Origin of the sequence: Solibacillus sp. FSL W8-0474, assembly GCF_038004065.1 — a bacterium.
Taxonomy (GTDB): domain Bacteria; phylum Bacillota; class Bacilli; order Bacillales_A; family Planococcaceae; genus Solibacillus; species Solibacillus faecavium.
Genome location: NZ_JBBOQJ010000001.1, coordinates 1,966,232 through 1,985,194, shown reverse-complemented (window position 1 = coordinate 1,985,194; position 18,963 = coordinate 1,966,232). Strand labels below are relative to the sequence as shown.

Annotated in this window: 21 protein-coding genes; 13 read left to right on the top strand and 8 right to left on the bottom strand. The window is 35.5% G+C overall.

The window, feature by feature from the left end; genetic code table 11:
- Positions 1–179 precede the first annotated feature (179 nt).
- The 3 genes from NYE67_RS09670 to rsgA all read left to right on the top strand — a co-directional run bounded on the left by NYE67_RS09670 (position 180) and on the right by rsgA (position 2,985).
- Positions 180–689 carry a sigma-70 family RNA polymerase sigma factor gene (locus NYE67_RS09670; RefSeq protein WP_340729878.1) on the top strand — a complete coding sequence of 170 codons (510 nt, stop codon included), beginning with the start codon at positions 180–182 and terminating at the stop codon, positions 687–689.
- A complete protein-coding gene (locus NYE67_RS09665) occupies positions 682–1,665 on the top strand; it encodes a hypothetical protein (protein ID WP_340729877.1) in 984 nt (327 codons plus the stop codon). The genes NYE67_RS09670 and NYE67_RS09665 overlap by 8 nt, the downstream gene beginning before the upstream one ends.
- Positions 1,666–1,923: 258 nt before the next feature.
- Positions 1,924–2,985: a ribosome small subunit-dependent GTPase A gene (gene rsgA, locus NYE67_RS09660; protein ID WP_340729876.1), complete on the top strand. Its 1,062-nt coding sequence runs from the start codon at positions 1,924–1,926 to the stop codon at positions 2,983–2,985.
- 192 nt (positions 2,986–3,177) lie between these two features.
- Here rsgA and NYE67_RS09655 read toward each other — a convergent pair whose 3' ends face one another.
- Positions 3,178–4,176 carry a formamidase gene (locus tag NYE67_RS09655; protein ID WP_340729875.1) on the bottom strand — a complete coding sequence of 333 codons (999 nt, stop codon included), beginning with the start codon at positions 4,174–4,176 and terminating at the stop codon, positions 3,178–3,180.
- A 557-nt stretch (positions 4,177–4,733) separates the two neighbouring features.
- On the opposite strand from NYE67_RS09655, the gene NYE67_RS09650 reads away from it, so the two are divergent.
- The 3 genes from NYE67_RS09650 to NYE67_RS09640 all read left to right on the top strand — a co-directional run bounded on the left by NYE67_RS09650 (position 4,734) and on the right by NYE67_RS09640 (position 9,153).
- Complete coding sequence (locus tag NYE67_RS09650) at positions 4,734–5,366, top strand: hypothetical protein (RefSeq protein WP_340729874.1); 633 nt, start codon at positions 4,734–4,736, stop codon at positions 5,364–5,366.
- A gap of 164 nt (positions 5,367–5,530) precedes the next feature.
- Positions 5,531–6,979, top strand: coding sequence for a cardiolipin synthase (gene cls / locus NYE67_RS09645; RefSeq protein WP_340729873.1), 1,449 nt, complete (start codon positions 5,531–5,533; stop codon positions 6,977–6,979).
- A gap of 377 nt (positions 6,980–7,356) precedes the next feature.
- A complete protein-coding gene (locus NYE67_RS09640) occupies positions 7,357–9,153 on the top strand; it encodes a M3 family oligoendopeptidase (protein WP_340729872.1) in 1,797 nt (598 codons plus the stop codon).
- Positions 9,154–9,198: 45 nt separating this feature from the next.
- Here NYE67_RS09640 and NYE67_RS09635 read toward each other — a convergent pair whose 3' ends face one another.
- The gene (locus tag NYE67_RS09635; protein ID WP_340729871.1) at positions 9,199–10,254 is read right to left on the bottom strand and encodes a nucleoid-associated protein; all 1,056 of its coding nucleotides are present in this window, start codon (positions 10,252–10,254) and stop codon (positions 9,199–9,201) included.
- 907 nt (positions 10,255–11,161) lie between these two features.
- Here NYE67_RS09635 and NYE67_RS09630 point away from each other — a divergent pair.
- A complete protein-coding gene (locus NYE67_RS09630) occupies positions 11,162–11,755 on the top strand; it encodes a YpjP family protein (RefSeq protein ID WP_340729870.1) in 594 nt (197 codons plus the stop codon).
- Positions 11,756–11,822: 67 nt separating this feature from the next.
- Here the strand turns inward: NYE67_RS09630 and NYE67_RS09625 are convergent, their stop codons facing one another.
- Positions 11,823–12,284 carry a DinB family protein gene (locus NYE67_RS09625; RefSeq protein WP_340729869.1) on the bottom strand — a complete coding sequence of 154 codons (462 nt, stop codon included), beginning with the start codon at positions 12,282–12,284 and terminating at the stop codon, positions 11,823–11,825.
- A gap of 163 nt (positions 12,285–12,447) precedes the next feature.
- On the opposite strand from NYE67_RS09625, the gene NYE67_RS09620 reads away from it, so the two are divergent.
- From NYE67_RS09620 to NYE67_RS09610, 3 genes are all read left to right on the top strand, one after another.
- Positions 12,448–12,858: a VOC family protein gene (locus NYE67_RS09620; RefSeq protein WP_340729868.1), complete on the top strand. Its 411-nt coding sequence runs from the start codon at positions 12,448–12,450 to the stop codon at positions 12,856–12,858.
- Positions 12,859–13,003: 145 nt separating this feature from the next.
- The gene (locus NYE67_RS09615; RefSeq protein WP_340729867.1) at positions 13,004–13,228 is read left to right on the top strand and encodes a transcriptional regulator; all 225 of its coding nucleotides are present in this window, start codon (positions 13,004–13,006) and stop codon (positions 13,226–13,228) included.
- Complete coding sequence (locus tag NYE67_RS09610) at positions 13,221–13,592, top strand: hypothetical protein (RefSeq protein WP_191698933.1); 372 nt, start codon at positions 13,221–13,223, stop codon at positions 13,590–13,592. Before NYE67_RS09615 ends, NYE67_RS09610 begins: the two co-directional genes overlap by 8 nt.
- A 56-nt stretch (positions 13,593–13,648) precedes the next feature.
- Here NYE67_RS09610 and NYE67_RS09605 read toward each other — a convergent pair whose 3' ends face one another.
- The 3 genes from NYE67_RS09605 to NYE67_RS09595 all read right to left on the bottom strand — a co-directional run bounded on the left by NYE67_RS09605 (position 13,649) and on the right by NYE67_RS09595 (position 15,346).
- Positions 13,649–14,368, bottom strand: a complete 720-nt coding sequence (locus NYE67_RS09605; protein ID WP_340729866.1) for a hypothetical protein — start codon at positions 14,366–14,368, stop codon at positions 13,649–13,651.
- A 238-nt stretch (positions 14,369–14,606) separates the two neighbouring features.
- Positions 14,607–14,861 carry a translation initiation factor 2 gene (locus tag NYE67_RS09600; RefSeq protein ID WP_340729865.1) on the bottom strand — a complete coding sequence of 85 codons (255 nt, stop codon included), beginning with the start codon at positions 14,859–14,861 and terminating at the stop codon, positions 14,607–14,609.
- Between the two features lie 125 nt (positions 14,862–14,986).
- On the bottom strand, positions 14,987–15,346 hold the full coding sequence (locus tag NYE67_RS09595; RefSeq protein WP_340729864.1) for a DUF378 domain-containing protein: 360 nt from the start codon (positions 15,344–15,346) through the stop codon (positions 14,987–14,989).
- A gap of 375 nt (positions 15,347–15,721) precedes the next feature.
- Here NYE67_RS09595 and NYE67_RS09590 point away from each other — a divergent pair, with 375 nt between their 5' ends.
- On the top strand, positions 15,722–15,913 hold the full coding sequence (locus NYE67_RS09590; protein ID WP_191698937.1) for an ABC transporter permease: 192 nt from the start codon (positions 15,722–15,724) through the stop codon (positions 15,911–15,913).
- A 166-nt stretch (positions 15,914–16,079) separates the two neighbouring features.
- On the opposite strand, the gene NYE67_RS09585 is transcribed toward NYE67_RS09590, so the two are convergent.
- Both NYE67_RS09585 and NYE67_RS09580 read right to left on the bottom strand, forming a co-directional pair.
- On the bottom strand, positions 16,080–16,754 hold the full coding sequence (locus tag NYE67_RS09585; RefSeq protein WP_340729863.1) for a serine/threonine protein kinase: 675 nt from the start codon (positions 16,752–16,754) through the stop codon (positions 16,080–16,082).
- A 25-nt stretch (positions 16,755–16,779) separates the two neighbouring features.
- Positions 16,780–17,334 carry a TVP38/TMEM64 family protein gene (locus NYE67_RS09580; protein ID WP_340729862.1) on the bottom strand — a complete coding sequence of 185 codons (555 nt, stop codon included), beginning with the start codon at positions 17,332–17,334 and terminating at the stop codon, positions 16,780–16,782.
- 162 nt (positions 17,335–17,496) lie between these two features.
- Between NYE67_RS09580 and NYE67_RS09575 the strand changes: the two genes are divergently transcribed.
- Positions 17,497–18,477 carry a thymidylate synthase gene (locus tag NYE67_RS09575; protein ID WP_340729861.1) on the top strand — a complete coding sequence of 327 codons (981 nt, stop codon included), beginning with the start codon at positions 17,497–17,499 and terminating at the stop codon, positions 18,475–18,477.
- A 12-nt stretch (positions 18,478–18,489) separates the two neighbouring features.
- The gene (locus NYE67_RS09570) at positions 18,490–18,960 is read left to right on the top strand and encodes a dihydrofolate reductase (RefSeq protein ID WP_340729860.1); all 471 of its coding nucleotides are present in this window, start codon (positions 18,490–18,492) and stop codon (positions 18,958–18,960) included.
- Positions 18,961–18,963: the final 3 nt, after the last annotated feature.

Here is an 18,963-nt window from a genome sequence, read left to right as displayed (position 1 = left end):
TAAATAACACGATAAAATACACAATAAAAATTATGGTTGAAAAAACCCATTTCCTCATCGATCAAACATTCCTTCCGATTTTGTTCTATTTGAATTGTTTCATAAATATCTAAAACATTCAATTTTTTCAAACCAAATTACCGCTAGTTTTGTTATATATATGAAGGGGGTTGAGAGGCGTGACACACGAGGAAATAGAGCAACTGATGGACGACTACAGCCTATATTTGCTTAAGCTGGCATATGTCTATGTGAAAAATAGACAAAGTGCCGAAGATATTGTTCAGGAAGTATTTGTACAACTGTATGAGCAAAGGAACTACAAAGAGCAAGGGAAAATAAAAAGCTATTTATCCACTTTAGTAGTGAATCGCAGTAAAAATTATTTAAGTTCCTGGTCTTACCGTATGATGCATTTAAAGGAAACTTACATAGAGCGATCTATCAATGAAAAAGATGAACTGATTACAAACGAAGAAAGGAAACTGATTGGGGAAGCAATTTTTAAATTGCCTTTAAAATATCGGGAAGTTCTTTTTTTTCATTATTATGAGGATCTTAAAACAGCACAAATGGCCGAAATAATGAATGTTCCCGAAAGTACGGTCAAAACAAGACTAGTAAAAGCAAGGAAATTATTAAAGGATAAGCTTCCACAAAACGATTGGGAGGTACTATCACATGAGTAAATTGAAGCAAGCATTTGATGAGCAATTTGGAGATTTATCCACATCAAGAAATACCATTAAAAATAATGTACTTTACAAACAATTTAAAAGGAAACGTAAAATACATTGGCAATATTCTATTATTGCAACGATCGTTTTATTCGTCGCTGTAGGGTTTCTGTGGGCACAAATGCCGATGAATAAAGAGCAGCAAAGACTTGGTACGTTGAGCAAACAATATTTTGAAGTTACTTATTTTGATACTTTCTATTTATCACAAATGTTTAACAGAAAAGCTGAAAATTATGAAGAAGTATTTTTTCATGTTGTTCAAGAAGCGGCTATTATTGATTATGCGAAAAGCCAGGGTATTGTCGTAACGGATGCAGAAGTTGAATCCTTGATTAGAAACTTTTTAGTGTCATTTAAAGAAGGAAAACAAAACAGTCAGATGACAGCATTTCGGTATGAAATACTCTTTAAGGAATTTAAATTAACCGATGAAAAGTACGCTCGCTTACTTTCTGAGCAGCAACTTGTATCTGCCTTATATTCTCAGCGCTTATTTGAAAAATTAAAGATAGATCAAAATCCTAATGACCAAGCTTATATGGAAGTAGTGAACGATGCACTTACCGCCTATTATGGAAAATACTCGACTCAAGTTGAAGATATGCTTGCTGATTTTCAGCCGATACCAAGTGGTAGTTTATCCGGACCGGTGGAAACCCTCCGTACTTCATATGGAGAATTTAAAGTTGTTGAATTAGAAGGCAACCTACGATTTGCACAAAAATCGAATGCGGTGGATCAGCTACTTATAAATGGAATGGAAGATATAAATGCTATTATGGAAGAGGAGAACCTTGGTTATCTTTGCTATTACACACTTGATGATTATATAAAGTCATCCAACGAAAGAATGGACTCTTCAGAAAGTGCAGAAGATTTATTCAAATTGTTAACTATTTTAAAAGATACCGTAGAATTATATTGACATAAATTACTATAATTTGTTATAGTTGTATTAATTATTGAAGGAAGATGGTGATGACAATGACAAAATTACATGTGATTGAAACGATGCAATTGAGCTTGTCATATAACATTCGCCACCTTTGTGCCTTCTAATATAGAAGTGTCACGCTTCTTCACTGTGCGTATGAAACCTTATGACGGGCAAAATTGCTGGTCATAAGGTTTTTTGTTTGCCTAAAAACAATACAATACTATACGCCATTAGGAGGCAATTTCATTGAATTTACAACAACTTGGCTTTACACAATATTTTGAAACACAATTACAAACTTTAACATTTTACCGGGCAACAAGATTAGTTGGACGGATTATTTTAGAACATAAGCATTCATACCGGGTTTTAACAGAACAAGGTGAATTTTTGGCATCAGTATCCGGAAACTTTGCATACCATGCCTTTTCAAGGAAGGATTATCCGGCAGTAGGGGATTTCGTTATTATTGAACAAATGCCGGGGGAAGAGCGCGCCATTATTCATCATTTATTTGACCGTAAATCAAAATTCACAAGGAAAATGGCAGGCTTAGAAGTTGATGAACAAATTGTTGCTACAAATGTGGATTATATTTTACTCGTCATGAGTATGAACGCAGATTTTAACGTCCGCCGCTTAGAGCGCTATTTAGTGCCAGCATGGGATTCGGGTGCAACACCGCTCATTGTTTTAACAAAAGCAGACCTTTGTGAAGATAAAAACGCACTTATAGAAGAAGTGCAGTCGGTCGCATTCGGTGTAGACGTCTTAACAGTAAGTGCGGTTACAGGTGAAGGAATTGAAGCATTAAAGGAATTTTTGACAGAAGGTAAAACAGCCGCTTTACTTGGTTCATCCGGAGCAGGAAAATCAACTCTTACAAACGCATTATTGAATACTGACCAAATGAAAGTATCCGATATCCGAGAAGATGATGCGAAGGGGCGTCATACGACAACTCATCGTGAGCTCGTAGTTTTACCGTCCGGGGCATGCCTAATCGACACACCAGGTATGCGTGAGTTGCAACTTTGGGATCAAGGGGACAGTTTATCAGCTAGCTTTTCCGATATTGACCAATTGGCGAACAATTGCCGTTTCCGAGACTGCAAACATAAAAATGAACCGGGTTGTGCGGTTATACAAGCAGTAGATGATGGTGGACTTGATTCATCGAGACTAACAAGCTTTTTTAAACTGCAACGCGAGCTCGCATATATTGAGAAAAAGGCAAATACCGATGCCCAGCTTGCAGAAAAACGCAAATGGAAGCAGGTCTCAAAAAGTATAAAGAAAATGAAATAAGACAACGGGCAGATGTACGTAGAAAGTGTGCATCTGCTTTTTGAACGTGCCCCTAGCAAATCGTCCATTCGTAACGGAGAACAACGGCTAAGAAGTAGACACAATAATAGAGCCGATCAAACTTTACTCATCGTAAAATGTGATCGGCTCTTGATTTAGAGGGGGGGGTTGTCCCAGCCTCGTGTAAACATTTTATTTTTCAACCAATTCCTTTACCGGGTAACCATATATAGAACCATCTTTGATTTTGATTTTATCCTCCCAAGGTAGTTTATAGTTACCTTCTGCTAAATCTTTTACAAATGTATATGGATTTTCTTTCACTCCACCTGGTGTTGAGACGTAACCTCGGGCTCCAAGGTTATAAATGTTATTTTCAAGCCCCCAACTGATTCGAGCTTGATCTGCTAATTCCGGATAGACTTCAGCTGTAACAATTTCATATGGATTTCTATGTCCTTGGACTAAAGTCGTTCCATCAAAGTTACACACTTGACCTTCTCCAAAGTAATAAAATACGCCGTCGTAACCAGCTAAATTAACGGAAAGGGTATACATTAAATTTTGCCATGCATTGGATCTATTCGTTAAAATCCACTGATCATTTACTTGTGTACTATATCCGGAAATTCGAATTAGAACATTAGCACCTTTATAAGCTGCTTCTCGAGCGACTTCAGGGAACATACCATCATGACAGATACAGACAGCTAATTTACTACCACCTGGTCCATCACAAACAGGAAGTCCTAAATCTCCAGCTTTCCATGGTTCTACAGGAACCCAAGGATTTAGTTTTCTATATTTTAAAATGATTTCTCCGTTTGGATCGATAATAATAGCAGTATTATACGGATCTCCACCATCTGGATTTCTTTCCATTAAAGAAAAGACACCATATACTTCAGCTTCTTTACAAGCTGCAGCAAACATTTCTGTTTCAACTCCTGGTACGTCACATAGGAACTCTTCTGTAGTCCATTTTTTAGTATTTAAACCTTGTGTACTGTATTCAGGGAAAACAATTAATTCAACTCCAGGATAACCAGCTTTTGTTGAATGAAGAGTTTTAATGATTTGCTGAATTTGTGCATCGATATCGGCTCTAGAATTTACTACTGGTACCGGATATTGAATTAATGCCGTTAAAAATCCATTCATTGGTTTAACCATGCTTCCTATACTACCCATTGTAATTCCTCCTAAAATATAATATTTTAAATATTGAAAATATTTTCATTAAACTAATTTGATGTTGAAACTTGTTGAGCGCTAAATCTTAATTCAACACTTTCTTTTCTAACATTAAGTACATCTTTTATAACAACATAATAAATGGCTGTTGCAGTTGCAAAGATCCAAGCTATGATAAATGAATACCGAATAAAAAATAGCTATAACTATTAATTAAGGAAACTTCAAAGCAACATTTACTTAAATTGATTAACCTCCTTTCTTCGCTTTATGTTAGATATTATGACATATAAATTATGTTAAAAGTAACATTTTACACATTTAACAATGAAAGCGGTATAAAATATAATGAAAACGGTTTATTTTATAGGGTCTATATATAAAAAAGCGTACTTTTGTTGCAGGTCTTTTCTTGATAACCTAAAATTTAGTTATTTTACGTTACTTTTTCTAACATTAAGTACATAGAAGGTATGCATTTGCTTTTTGATTCATAGATTGAATAACAATATTATTACGCTATAATAAACGGAGTAAATAAAAGAGGTGAAAAAATGATAAATTGGGTTTATGTAGTAATATTAGGCTTAGCAGTAGGTTTTTTAAGTGCCATGTTTGATTGGCCATTTGTAGTATCGATCTCCATCATTCTAGTTTTTGCCCTTTGTTCAATTGGCTATATGTTTTACATTGCATACGCTTCTACAGATTTAGCGAAAATCAGGAAATATATTGTAAAGCATAAAAAAGATCCAGTAATGAATTACATACACACGTTGGAAGTCGGCACAAAAGAACAGGAAATCGAAGCAATGGAAAAAATCATTGCTCACTATAAACAACCGGTTATTAAAAATACATATGAAATGAACCGTGCAATTCGTCTCGACGATTTCGAACGTGCTCAATACTACGCAGATCAATTAATGGATAATCAGAATGGTCCTTATGGTAAAGCATTAATTGCTGCAGTGGCGGGGAATCGGGAAGAAGCTAATAGTTATTCTTTGAAGTCCGATTGGATGAAGTATGGGATTGAAGCACAATTAGCATTAGTAGAACAGAATTTGGGAGCATTTGACCGTTTTGCACAACAGTCAGTTGAAGCGGCAAAAGGACTTCAACGATACTCATTGTACTATAGCTTTAAAAAAGCAAAGTTAGAGTATGACATGGAAAGTAAATAGTATTAAGGGTACCGCTTACTCATACAGTAAGCGGTATTTTAGTGTTAGGACGAATAAAAATATTTTGGCTTATATGTCTTGATTTCGAAATTTGAGGGAATAGTTAATCACTTGAAAAAACTGCAAACATTTTACAAGTAAAAAAAAGAAATGAGGTGATTTTAATGACACTTTTAGGTTTTTTGATGGTTACTGTTTACCTTTTGAATATTTTATTTGCACTCATGCTAATATTTATCAGTCGTAAAAGTGCTTCATCAACATGGGCATGGCTTTTTGTTCTATTTTTCTTACCGGTTATTGGGTTCATTTTCTATTTATTATTGGGACGAAATTTACAAAAGAAGCATTTCGTTCGCTGGCATGCTGTTCAACAGGAAGAATCTATAGAGGCTTTCCAGGATCAGCATTCCGCCCTTGCAGAAGGAACGTATGAATTTCCAAACGAGATTACAAAAAAGCATCAAGGGTTAATAAAAATGAATGTCGATTACAATCACGCTTTATTAAGTTCTAAAAATGATGTTGCGATTTTAGCTGAAGGGAAAGAAAAATTCCGCTCTGTCATTGAAGATATTGAAAATGCGAAGCAAACGATTCATATTCAATATTACATTTATAAAATGGATGAAGTCGGAAAAAGTATTTTTAATGCGCTTGTTAAAAAAGCAAAAGAGGGCATTGAAGTAAAAATGATTTACGACGATTTAGGTTCCCGTACTTTACGAAAAAAAGACTTAAAGAAATTGATGGATGCCGGTGGACAAGTAGAAGCTTTCTTTTCCTCGTATTTGAAATTATTCAATCCTCGAATTAATTTCCGGAATCATCGAAAACTCATTATTATAGACGGTCGAATTGGATATATTGGCGGTTTTAATGTCGGTAAGGAGTATGCCTGTCTTGATGACGAAATTGGTTATTGGCGAGATACGCATTTACGTATAGAAGGCAATTCCGTATACAATATGCAGGCACATTTTTTATTTGATTGGCATCAGGCGAGGAATGAAGAACTTAGAGAAGTCGAGCAACGATACTTCCCCTCATTTACAGTCGATGCGGACACTCCCGTCCAAATTGTATCGAGTGGTCCGGATACAGATTTTGAATCCATTAAAAACAGTTATATTCGCATGATTTTAAGCGCTAAAAAATATGTTTATATTCAAACCCCTTATTATGTACCTGATGAGGCATTTTTGCATGCAATACAAATTGCTGCCTCTTCAGGTGTTGATGTGCGCATTATGACGCCTGAAAAAACAGACCATCCCTTCGTATATGGCGCCAATTCAGCATACGGTGGAGACCTGCTTGAATCTGGTGGTCGAGTATATCGTTATAAAAAAGGATTCCTTCACGCAAAAATGCTCGTAATCGATGATGAATTAGCAACAATCGGTACTGCAAATATTGATGTGCGTAGCTTTAGTCTAAATTTCGAAATCAATGCGATTTTATATGATGAACGGTTGGCAATTAAGTGTAGAGAGCTATTCGAAGCAGATATAAAAGAGAGTTTCGAATTAACAAAAGAGCTTTTTGAAAAACGAAAAACATGGACTAGAGTCCGTGAATCAGTGTCACGTCTGTTATCTCCAATATTATAAATTTAACTAGATGCTTAGCAGAAACAATTTATTTAAAGCTATTAATAAGTTGATTGGAATGGAGGGACCGTGACTCCACCGGGAACAGCAAAATTTATTTTGCGACGAGTAACCGCAGGAGCACCGAGCGGAAGATCCACTAAATTGTGCCTGCCGCCCTTGGCACAATTTAGTTAACTGGAGCCGTGCCCGGGGAAAGCTTCGGTCCCGGAATGGAAATCAACGGTTCAGAGTTAATTAATTTTTAACAAACCCTTTTTAAGCTAGTCTATGAGGCTAGCTTTTTTTATTTCATAAACCGAAATATTTTCGAGCAATTTTATTCATTTTTTAGTAAAATAAGAATTGAACTACAATTCAGAAAGCGGGGCTATACTATGCAAAACGTAAAATATCCTGAAGTTTGGGACTTAGATGTATTTTTCGAAGGTGGGAGTGCATCACCACAACTAAAAGAACATATTGAAAATTTAAACCCTAAAATGGATGTATTAAAAGAAATGGTTGAAAAATTCGATGTTCCTACAAATACAGATTCAGCATTATCAATTCAATCTATTTTAGAAAATATTAAAGAAGTAATGATGCATGTATCACAGGCGGGTGCTATGCTATCTTGTTTAACGGCTCAAGATACGACAGATCGTGAAGCGCTTTTATTACAAGGCCAGCTTTCAGGTATTTCAGCCAACTTCTCTCCAATTATGGAAAGCTTTAATCAAAAGCTCGGTAAAATCGACGAATCGACTTTCGGCGAATTACTACAAACAAATGAATTAGCACAATTTGAATTCATTTTAACGGAATGGCGTGAAAAGTCGAAGGAATCTTTATCTGAGGAAGAAGAAGCGCTAATTTCTGCTTTAGGTGTAGATGGTTATAGCTCATGGGGTCAGCTTTATAACATGCTGATCGGTGATATTAAAGTGGAAGTCGAAGTAGATGGCGAAAAGAAATTATTGTCAGTAGGACAAGCAAATAACTTAAGCTCTCATAAAGACCGTACAGTTCGTAAAGCTGCATTTGATGCATTAGAAGAAGTATTTACAGACCGCGAAGAGTTTTTCGCTAAAACTTTAAACCATTTAGCTGGCTTCCGCTTAGCAGTATACAAAAAGCGCGGTTGGGACTCAGTTACGAAAGAGCCTTTACAAATTAACCGTATGAAGCAGGAAACAATCGATGCGATGTGGGGCGCTATTACGTCACGTAAAGCAAAATTTGCGGATTATTTAACACATAAAGCAACATTATTAGGCAGTGAAAAATTAGATTGGTTTGATTTCGATGCTCCGGTAACGGATTCAACAGCTACAATGTCATACCAAGAGGGCGCGGAATTTATTTTAAAGCATTTCGGTCGTTTCGGTTCAGAAATGGAAAGCTTTGCACGTACTGCTTTTGAAGATGGTTGGATTGAAGCGGAAGACCGTGATAATAAACGTCCAGGTGGCTTCTGTACAGGAATGCCATTATCTGAACAATCACGTATTTTCATGACATATTCAGGTTCAATGTCAAACGTTTCAACATTAGCACATGAGCTTGGTCACGCATTCCATTCATATGCACTTCGCCCGGTTCATCCATTAAACCGTCGTTATGCAATGAATGTTGCCGAAACTGCTTCAACATTTGCAGAAATGATCGTAGCAGATGCAGCGGTAGAAGAAGCTTCAAATGAGCAAGAAAAGATTGCACTATTAGAAGATAAAATCCAACGTTCGGTAGCGTTCTTCATGAACATTCATGCTCGTTATTTATTTGAAACACGCTTCTATGAAGAGCGCAAAAAAGGGATCGTATCTTCTAAGCGTTTAAATGAATTAATGGAAGAAGCACAAATCGAAGCTCATGGCGGTGCATTAGGTGAAGCACATCCACACTTCTGGGCATCAAAAATGCACTTCTATATTACAGGCGTGCCATTCTATAACTTCCCGTACACATTCGGCTATTTATTCTCTTTAAGCATTTACGCAAAAGCAAAAGAAGAGGGCAAAGGGTTCGAGGAAAAATATATGGCATTACTTCGTGATACAGCGATCATGACAGTAGAAGATTTAGCGATGAAGCATTTAGGTGCAGACATCACGACTGAAGATTTCTGGTTAAAAGGAATCGCGCTTTGTGAGAAAGATGTAGAAGAATTTATTGCATTAACATCGAAGTAATAGAAAAAGTCCTTTCTACAATTTTGTAGAAGGGACTTTTTCATGTTATAACGGTTTTTTATGCAAAGTAAAATCAATCTTATCTGCTTCCCGAATTGTTATTGTATAAGTACCATTCACCTGATCATGATGCACTTCAATATTCTCAAGACGCTTATCATAACGGAATAACACTTCACCTTCACCGGATTTATACACGACATGTAAATCATCACGCTTCACTTCAAAAGTAGGGGTGAAGTCAGGATTACGGTCTGTAAACTCATCAATAAATAATTTTGCACCTTGTTCAACAAAATCATTACGATTCTCAGGAGGAGCAATGGCTTCATAAATATTATGTACAGATGCATCTAGCTCAATATATTTACCATTTTCAAATTCCTCATCAATCACTTTTTGAAGGTGGGGCGTTTGTTCTTCATTGATCGATTCCGCAATTTTCTCATATAGCTCTTTCATTAGCATCTTCGTTTTCTTCTTATCTGATGCAATCGGTGTAGCCTGTAAAAATGTCTCCATGAAAAACTTCGCCGGTTCTCCATCTGATTGTCTATCAAGCACATAAACGTTTTCTTCCAGCGGATTATAATTCATGCGAATGAGCGCACATTTTTGCACACGGCTAGAAGCGTCAGGTAAAATATTTTCAATTGTATTTAAATTTAACGTTTCCAAATCAATTTGCACGGCTTCTTTCGGATCGAGCTTTAAAAATAAAATATAGGGCTCATCAATAATTTCAATATGTGCCACAAAAACAGAGCCATTACTGTTTGATACGTTTTGCATAATTTGATACAGCTTATTCGATAAGTCGTTCGCTAAAGATAAAAAATGTGTGTCATCCGGATATTCTACATAGCGATTGATCTTTGTAATTATATCATTATCGCGGTCTAAAAATTTACCTGCAACTGACTTAGGACTGTTCAAAGTCGCATCTATATAAGATTCAAAAAAGTTGCTGTAAACTTCTGATTGTATTGCAGATAAATCCATCGTTTGACTGGCAGAGACGAAACGACTTTGTTCCATATCAAGCAATGTTACAGCGATACGTTTCATTTGAATTGCCAATGTTGTTTCTACTTCATTCATCATTCACTAACTCCTTTTAATTCCGATTTTTCAAGTATAACGGACATTCGTTTGTTTTGCACGAACGAAAGAGATTTTACAAATGAGAACATATGTGTTATTATAGTTAGGTGCTATTGTAGATAGCGCTTATAAATGAATTGGCATTTCTGCTAGTGTTTTTGAAGATACTTATTCACACTGGCGCAAGCTTAAGGGCTGCAAGGACATAGTAGCAGGATGGGACTATGTTGCTTAAGTTAGAGAAGATTAGTAGAATTTTACCGCGGTTAAAACTGGAGCTATGCTACTCCGAATAAAATAAAATTCCCCGGATGATCGGGTTGAGACTTTCATTTATTTATATTGCTATCTATTAAATACTAAAGGGGTTCCCAAGCTTTATTGGGAGCCCCTTGTCCAATTTATCGGGATGTTCATGAAGATGGAGTGCGAAATAAACGGAGAAATTCCGTTTATTTGCCGATAATTTAAAAAAACAGCCAAAATAGACGGAGAAATTCCGCTTATTTACTAAAAAAACTAAAATTTAAGTTCTTTTTTCTTGAATAAGCGGAAATCATACCTTTATTTATCGATATTTCCGAGCGATTTTGTAAATAGCCGGAGATCTTCCGCTTATATTAGAGTGCTTGTTTACAAGTATTAAAAAACCACCCAAGAAATTGGATGGTGCGAAAAAAATAGTATTAGTCCGTGAAGCATAAAGAAGTCATATAACCAAGCATTAATAATAATCCAACACCCATAACAATGTCCATTTTTTAAAAACCTCCCTTAAATAACCTACAATATCTTCCTTTTTATTGTACAATGATTAATAGAAAGATGAAACCTTTTCGTATTTTATTCGTATAGATTTAATAACAGTGTTAAAAATTATACATAATTTAAGAAGGTGATAAACTTGAAGAAATGGATTTACAAATCTCTCGTTGTTTCCGTCGCTTTATTATCGTTTGGTTTAATTACACCCAATCATGAAATCTGGGCAAATTTCGAAGAGTCACGTCATAATCAATCGACATTAGACCGACCTAGTGACAATCATATTGCATCTGCCTATCAGCTTGATGATATTTTAGTTGATGAAAAACCATTACCAACAACCGACTATTTTGTTTCCGCAGCAAAAGAGCAATCTTACATAAAATTCGGCACAAGAGTCGGTCCTGTCATTGAACAGGAGTTTGAAACAAAGATTTTCCCGAAAATTGAAGAAGCAATTGCAACGACTATTGAACGAGTGGGTGAAGAAAAGCTTCGCAACTTAACAATTACTGAAAAGCCAAGTGGCGACTATGCAGAAAAAATCTTCCACTTAGTAGATGCGAATTCTCAAAAAGACATCATCCGTTTCCATGTAAGAACAGAGAACCGTCCTTTTGAAGGCTATTATTATAATTTCCATTACCACACATATGAAGATAATTACTCAAAGCATTATAACCTTGGCGATATTTATTGGTCGAAAAACACACCGCCGAAATGGTTATCCTAACAATATTGCACACCTGTACTTGCTGCAGGTGTTTTTTTTATGTCTAAAATCTATGATCATCAGAGATTTATTTAATAAATTTTTTCAAATTTAATATGTGCTGAAAATGTATTCCCTCATGGAAAATCGTTCTTATTAATACATGTTCAATCGTATTCATTCCCATGTCAGTTGGCGAATGCACAATTTCTAATTTATCGGCAAATTTGTCTTTAATATCTTCAATTTGATTTTCTAATAGTGTTTTTAATTCTTTATAAGAAGGTGTTTCAGAACTGAAATCAGCAGGAGATGTACCATATCCAAACCAACTATTAAATTCCGATGGTGCATTTGTTTTTTCTTTTGTTAGTGTTTCTATCCATAAATATTGATCGAGATAAATATGTCCCATGTTCCAACGAATACTATTGTTAAACCGTTTTGGAATGATTTCAGCTTCTTCTGCACTAACATCTTCCAATAAGCTAAGGGTATCATTACGGTAACTTTTTAACTGGTGGAATAATATTTCATGTCTTTCCTTCATTAATAAAACTCCTCTCTATATAGCTAGTAAAATAATTTCGTCAATAGTTAAGGGATTTCCTTTTCAAATACGCTTTTACTGACTCTATGATAGGAAATTTCATCCGGATGTCGTAGAGCATTTTCCTTCCTTGCTCTTTAAAATGAAAGTAGGGGGGATGATCATGAAGGAATGGACAGAAACATTGCATATTGCACAATTTCGTATCGCACGACCAACGGATAAACTAGCACAGGTAGAACGTTTTTATTGTGAAGGTCTTGGCCTTAAAAAACTTGGTGGATTTAAGGGACATCGAGGTTACACTGGCATTATGATTGGTTTGCCGGATGCATCGTATCATTTGGAATTTACTGAGCATATTGATGGAAGTCCATGTCCTGCACCGACAGAGGATAATTTGCTCGTTTTTTATATGCCAGATCCTATACAAATTCAAGCTGTACAGTCACGACTTGCTAAAATGGGCTATCCTCAAGTTCCACCGGAAAATCCATATTGGAAAGAAAAAGGCGTGACGATTGCAGACCCAGATGGCTGGCGCATTGTACTGATGAATTCAGAGGGGATTTAATAGAATTAAAAACAAAGCTCTGCACAATTATTTTGTGTAGTGCTTTTTCTATTTATCCAACTATTTACTGTAAACTATAAAAATTACCGGTTCTAAAATAAGAACACTTGTTCTATAATATAATAAAAAAGGACGGAGTGTATTTATGAAAGAGCAAATAATGAAAGCAATGCAGTACAATCAAACTCTAGACATTATGTACTTATCCAAAACTCATGCGATATCAAAACGTCGTATCAAATTAATTAAAATTGCAGGGAATACCGTGCAGGCTTACTGTTTTACACGTCATGCAAAGCGTACATTTATTATCGACAACATTTTAGCAGCATCCCCTGCTATTCAAAGGGTGAGTGTCGTTCATGCATAAAGAAATTATGAATTTTAGCGATGATATCCACCGTTTTATTATTTTAGAGATGTTTTTAAAAACGCTTGACCGCGACAAACTGTACGTTTCTCAATTGAAAATGGGCAAAATTTTAGAAGAATGGTATGATCAAAAATCCCATGAGACATTTCAGGATTTGAAAAAGTTGAGGGATTATTTATATAAACAAGGATGTAAGATTGAAAAACAACGCTCAGATGAATTTGTAACGGAGTATTTTGTTTTATTTAGAGGAGTAACAGAAACAAGAACTTACACAAACATCGCCATCCGTAACTGGGTATCCCACGAAATGAGACGAGTCCTAGGAATGGAATACTTAACACCTCAAGATAGAAAGTGAACAAAAGGGCATAGTAGAAAAAAGCCTTCCACCTTATATGAGCGGAAGGCCATACATTATTCGTCTCTATCTACACCTAAAGCCATTTCCAGTGTCGTTAAAGCTAGGATGGCTTTCATCATTTCATTATCTGCATATGAAACATCTGTTTTCACCTTATCGAATTTTGAAGGACTATAATTTCCTTCATCAAACATTTTACGCGCTTTTTCGGCTGCTTCAGCTCGCCACATAGCGGCATTTTTCATGCTTGTTTTAAATTCATTGAATTTCTCTTCATTTTCTTTAGATAAACCACTGCCGTCGATTGATCCAATAGTTTTGTAGAGACTATTATAGCGCTGCTCAAGCTGTTTCATATTCCCATAAGCTGTATACACATCCACAGTTGTTCCTAGACCTTCAAAAGTGGGTTTCCAAAGCTCATTCCATGCTTTATCATACAAGCTCATCATAGTATCCACTTTTGGTTTTACGTCAGTTAAGTAAGATTTTTTTTCAGCTGCTAATTTATCAGCATCTTTTTTGGCATCAGCATCAGCATCAGCTTTCGCTTTTTTATCAGCTTCAACCTTCTCAGCTGATTCAGGTGTTGCTTTCTCTGAATCATCTTTTGTTTTTTCCTTACTTGCAGTAGCTTCCGCTTTTTCAGGTTCATTAGCTACTTCCGTTCCATCGCTTGTCACACCAACACCTATAAATGATATGATTAAGACTAAAAATGCTATTCCACTATACTTAAACATCTTAACCGACTTTGATCGATTTCTTTTCACAATGTTAACAAATGCGCTAAGAATGCACACCAACATTACTAGTAAAGCTATAATTAATATGATTATAAATATTGTATCCAGTTTAAACACTCCTTTTCAATTTATTATATTACTATAAAGTAATTATCGGTGCACTATAAATATGTAAAGTTTAAAAAGTCGAATAATTTCAATAAAAAACCCTTCCGCAAATTAAATGAGCGAAGGGGGGGTAGGAGATGTACCACAGAAAAGTATTTTACATCATTTTCTTTATTTGTCTTAATTCATTTATTAAATAATCGAGCTGTTTCTGCATATCCTTTGACTGAGTCGGTGGGGGGCCAGAATCCCCGTTCTTAGATTTCTCCAAAGCATCCAGTGCAAGACCGGCAGCAAGTGTAGAAATTAAGTCTCCTAATGTAACGACAGAAGCTCCTATAAAAGCAAGTCTCGCTATTTGAATATCCTGAGAATCTGAGGATTGTTCTGAATTTTTCTTATTGTTATTCATTTATTTCCTCCTCACCACTAAATATTGATTGTCATTACATCATATGTAGACGGCAGAGAGGGCACAACCAATAAGCCCATTAAATACAAAAGACCAGGACTCATAAGTGAGCCTGGTCATAATAGTTATGATTTTTTATTCTGATCGCTGTTACTGCTGTAATGCTTGGCTTTTGTATCATCACTTGTTTTCTTATATTCCGAAAAATCTTCTTCTTTACCAGCTTCCATATTATAATTCGGTCTTGTATTCGCACGATTAGATGTATTGTAGGAATTTTCTTCTACATCGTCTAACGGTTTCATAAGAATCGGAATCGATATAAGTCCTGCAATCCCTACAAGAGCATAAACAATTCTTGATAATACAGATGTTTGTCCACCAAATAATGAAGCCACTAAATCAAACTGGAAGAATCCAATAAGTCCCCAGTTGATTGCACCAATAATGACTAGAACTAATGCTGTTCTATATAATATTCCCATTTTGTAACATCTCCTTTATTTTTTTGACTCGAATATCCTGACGTTTAAAAACAAACAGGACTTCGTTTCTTAATCTTCATATATTTTCTCCGGAAACCGCGGATTTATACTATTTATATTCGATTAGGATTGATCATTAAAATTCCAACTAACATAAAATTTTTGACTTATTAAAGGACAATTGCACAAACAAAAACCTTTCATAACGCATATTAAATAATGAGGCGTACTACACTATATAGAGGTTACTGCTGCTTCCTGTTAGTAAAAGACGCGATTTTTAATAATTTTATTAAAAATTTAGTTTTTTAAGGTGAATTTTTATGTAACTCAAGGTATAATATTTGTATACTATAAGAAAAAGGAGGACTGCCGATGATAACCGGTCAGTTAGGGCGAGCATTCCAATTAGCGGAAAAACATAAGCTCGACGTAAGTACAGTTTTAGAATTAACGAAAGTGATTGCAAAAGAAGTAAATGGCTCCCAAAAAGTTGAGGAGAAGATTTTGCAACAGATGATTCAAATTTTAGAGAACAACAAAACGATTCTTAGGGAGGCAACATAAAAATTGATGCAAACTATTGAGCTCTACGATGATTTAGACACATTTGACTAAAGGCGCTACTCAGCAAATGAAATACGAGTAGCGCCTTTTATGTTGTCTTTTTTTATACATTTCAATACATAATTTTTAAAAGCTCCCCAATAGAAATTCTTTTGTTAAACAGCCACTATTTTTTAAATAAAAGTTTTGAAATGGTTTTTGTGAAATCTTCATAAGAAAAAGAATTTTCTCCTCGCTGGTTATACCACTTTTGAATTGTAGCTACTAGCCAAAACGGCACAGAATTTCCTTCGATTAAATGATAATACTGGTCATATCCTCTTTTTAAATGTTCCCAACGAAAATCATTGCCTGATTGTGTATATTCAGACACATCGATTATTTTTGCTTTGCCATGTTGAAGCAAAATGTTTTTCAAATGGATATCACGTGGGTTCAGCCCTTTATTCCGTACGTATTCTCTGGCTTCCTCCACTTCATTCACAACGTGCTGCGGGATAGGGATACCTTGCAGAACGCAGTCGAAAAGCGTTTTTCCTTCTTCGTAACTTAAAACGAGGTATTCGTCAGATGACGCATAACACGTTGGAAAGAAAGGCGAATCTCCTAATTGTTCATAAACTTTAGCTTCCATTTTTACTTTTTCTACTTTATCCTTTGCATATAATTTATACGCATAAGCGGGGGCAGAAAGAGACTGAAAAACGGCTGCATCTGTACCGACACCAATACACTTCAAATTATCCCCATCACCAATTATAGTTACCGGCTGGTTATTTGGATTTGAATAAACTTTAATTTTTGAAAGAGAACTTATATCTTTTTCCCATTCTTTCGTCATATAATCTCTCCGTTCATTTTCTGAATTAACGGGCCCACTTTTGTTTTATTTTTCTTCCGAGTAAGAATAAAGCGATTAAGTATAGGGCAATGATCAATACTACATCCCAGTTGCCAGAAGCAATTTGATGTCCTGCTAGTGAAAAGGCTAAAATAGTGGGTAACTTCCCAAGAATGGTTGCTGCAATAAAGGCAATCACGTGGACATTAGAAATACCTGCAATTAAATTTACACCTGCGGAAGGTAGGATAGGAATAAGGCGCCCGAGGAGTACTGCTAAAAAGCCGTTTGTTTGAATGAGCTCTACATATTTCATCAAGTATTGATGTTTTGTTAAGTATTTTAGTGCAACGGTTCGTAATAAATTCTTACTTAATAAAAATAATATAATGGATCCCGTAGTCGTCCCGAGCAGGTTAATCATTAAACCTGGCATAAAATCATGATGACTGGAAATATACGCAGCCAGCACGGGGATAGGCGCAAATGGGATCATAGAAACCAGCACCATTATTAAAAACTGATAAAGCCATGCATATGGTTTTTCATTCTGTACGAGGTCTAAAATTAGTTGTTCCATATTATATCCTCTTAATAGTTCTGTTAATATATTATCCGTTCTTTAATAAGACGAACGTGTAGAGAAAAAGGTGCGTTTAAAATAAATTAGCCTATATGTTTGTTACATAAATTATTTTTTATAGCTATAATAGATATGAAATGAATTTGGAGGGTGTTTATCTTGTCGAATGAATTAGAAAAAACATATTTAGATTTTATGAAATACATTTTAGATAACGGGGTAAAAAAAGAAGACCGTACTGGGACTGGTACAATTAGCGTTTTTGGTTATCAAATGCGTTTCGACTTATCAAAAGGTTTCCCATTATTCACAACTAAAAGAACATCATTTAAACTAATTGCTAGCGAATTATTATGGTTTATTAAAGGCGATACAAATATTCGTTATCTTTTGCAACATAAAAACAACATCTGGAACGAATGGGCATTTAAGAAATGGGTAGAATCTGATGAATACAATGGTCCAGATATGACAGATTTTGGCCGACGTTGTTTAGAAGACGAGGAATTTAATCTATTGTACAAAAAAGAATTGAAAGTTTTCTGTGATCGAGTATTAACAGATGATGAATTTGCAAAAAAATACGGCGATTTAGGAAATGTCTATGGTAAGCAATGGAGACGTTGGACAGACTCTGAAGGAAATGAAATTGATCAATTAAAGGATGTCATTGACCAAATCAAAACGAATCCTGATTCCCGTCGATTAATTGTAAATGCATGGAACCCAGAAGACGTAATAAATGCCGGAGCAAAAGGAAGTAAAGCTGCATTACCACCGTGTCATGTCATGTTCCAATTTTATGTTGCTAACAACAAATTGAGCTGTCAATTATACCAACGTAGCGGAGACACTTTTTTAGGAATTAATTACAATATTACTTCTTATGCATTGCTTCTTTATTTAATGGCTAAAGAGTGTAATCTGGAAGTTGGAGAATTCGTTCATACAATTGGCGATGCACATATTTATCTAAATCATGTTGAGCAAGTGCAAGAACAATTGTCACGTGAGCTAAGAGACTTACCAACATTAACAATTAATGCAGATAAGCAATCGATTTTTGATATTGAATTGGAGGATTTAATGATTGAAGGGTATAATCCACATCCATCGATTAAAGCACCGATTGCGGTATAAAGGGGAATAGAGATGATTTCACTAATTGTTGCACATGATGAAAATCGGGTTATTGGTTATAAAAATGAACTTCCATGGCACTTGCCTGGTGACTTGAAATATTTTAAAGAAATGACAATGGGCAAGCCAATTGTTATGGGACGAAAAACTTTCGAATCGATTGGACGCCCATTACCAGGTCGCCGTAATATAGTGATCACAAGAAATACAGATTATAAAGCAGAAGGAATAGAAGTTGTAGGAAGCCTTGAGGAAGCCTTGGCACTCGTACAGGACACTGAGGAAATCATGATTATTGGCGGCGCTCAAATTTTTGAACAAGTAATGCCGATAGCCGATAAACTGTATATTACTTTAATCAACCATACATTTAAGGGCGATACTTACTTCCCAACCTATGAAGATTGGAACAAAACTTCCTGTCTTGAGCCAGTAAAGTCGGACGAAGGCTTTACATTCCAATACTGTATTTACGAAAAATAAAAA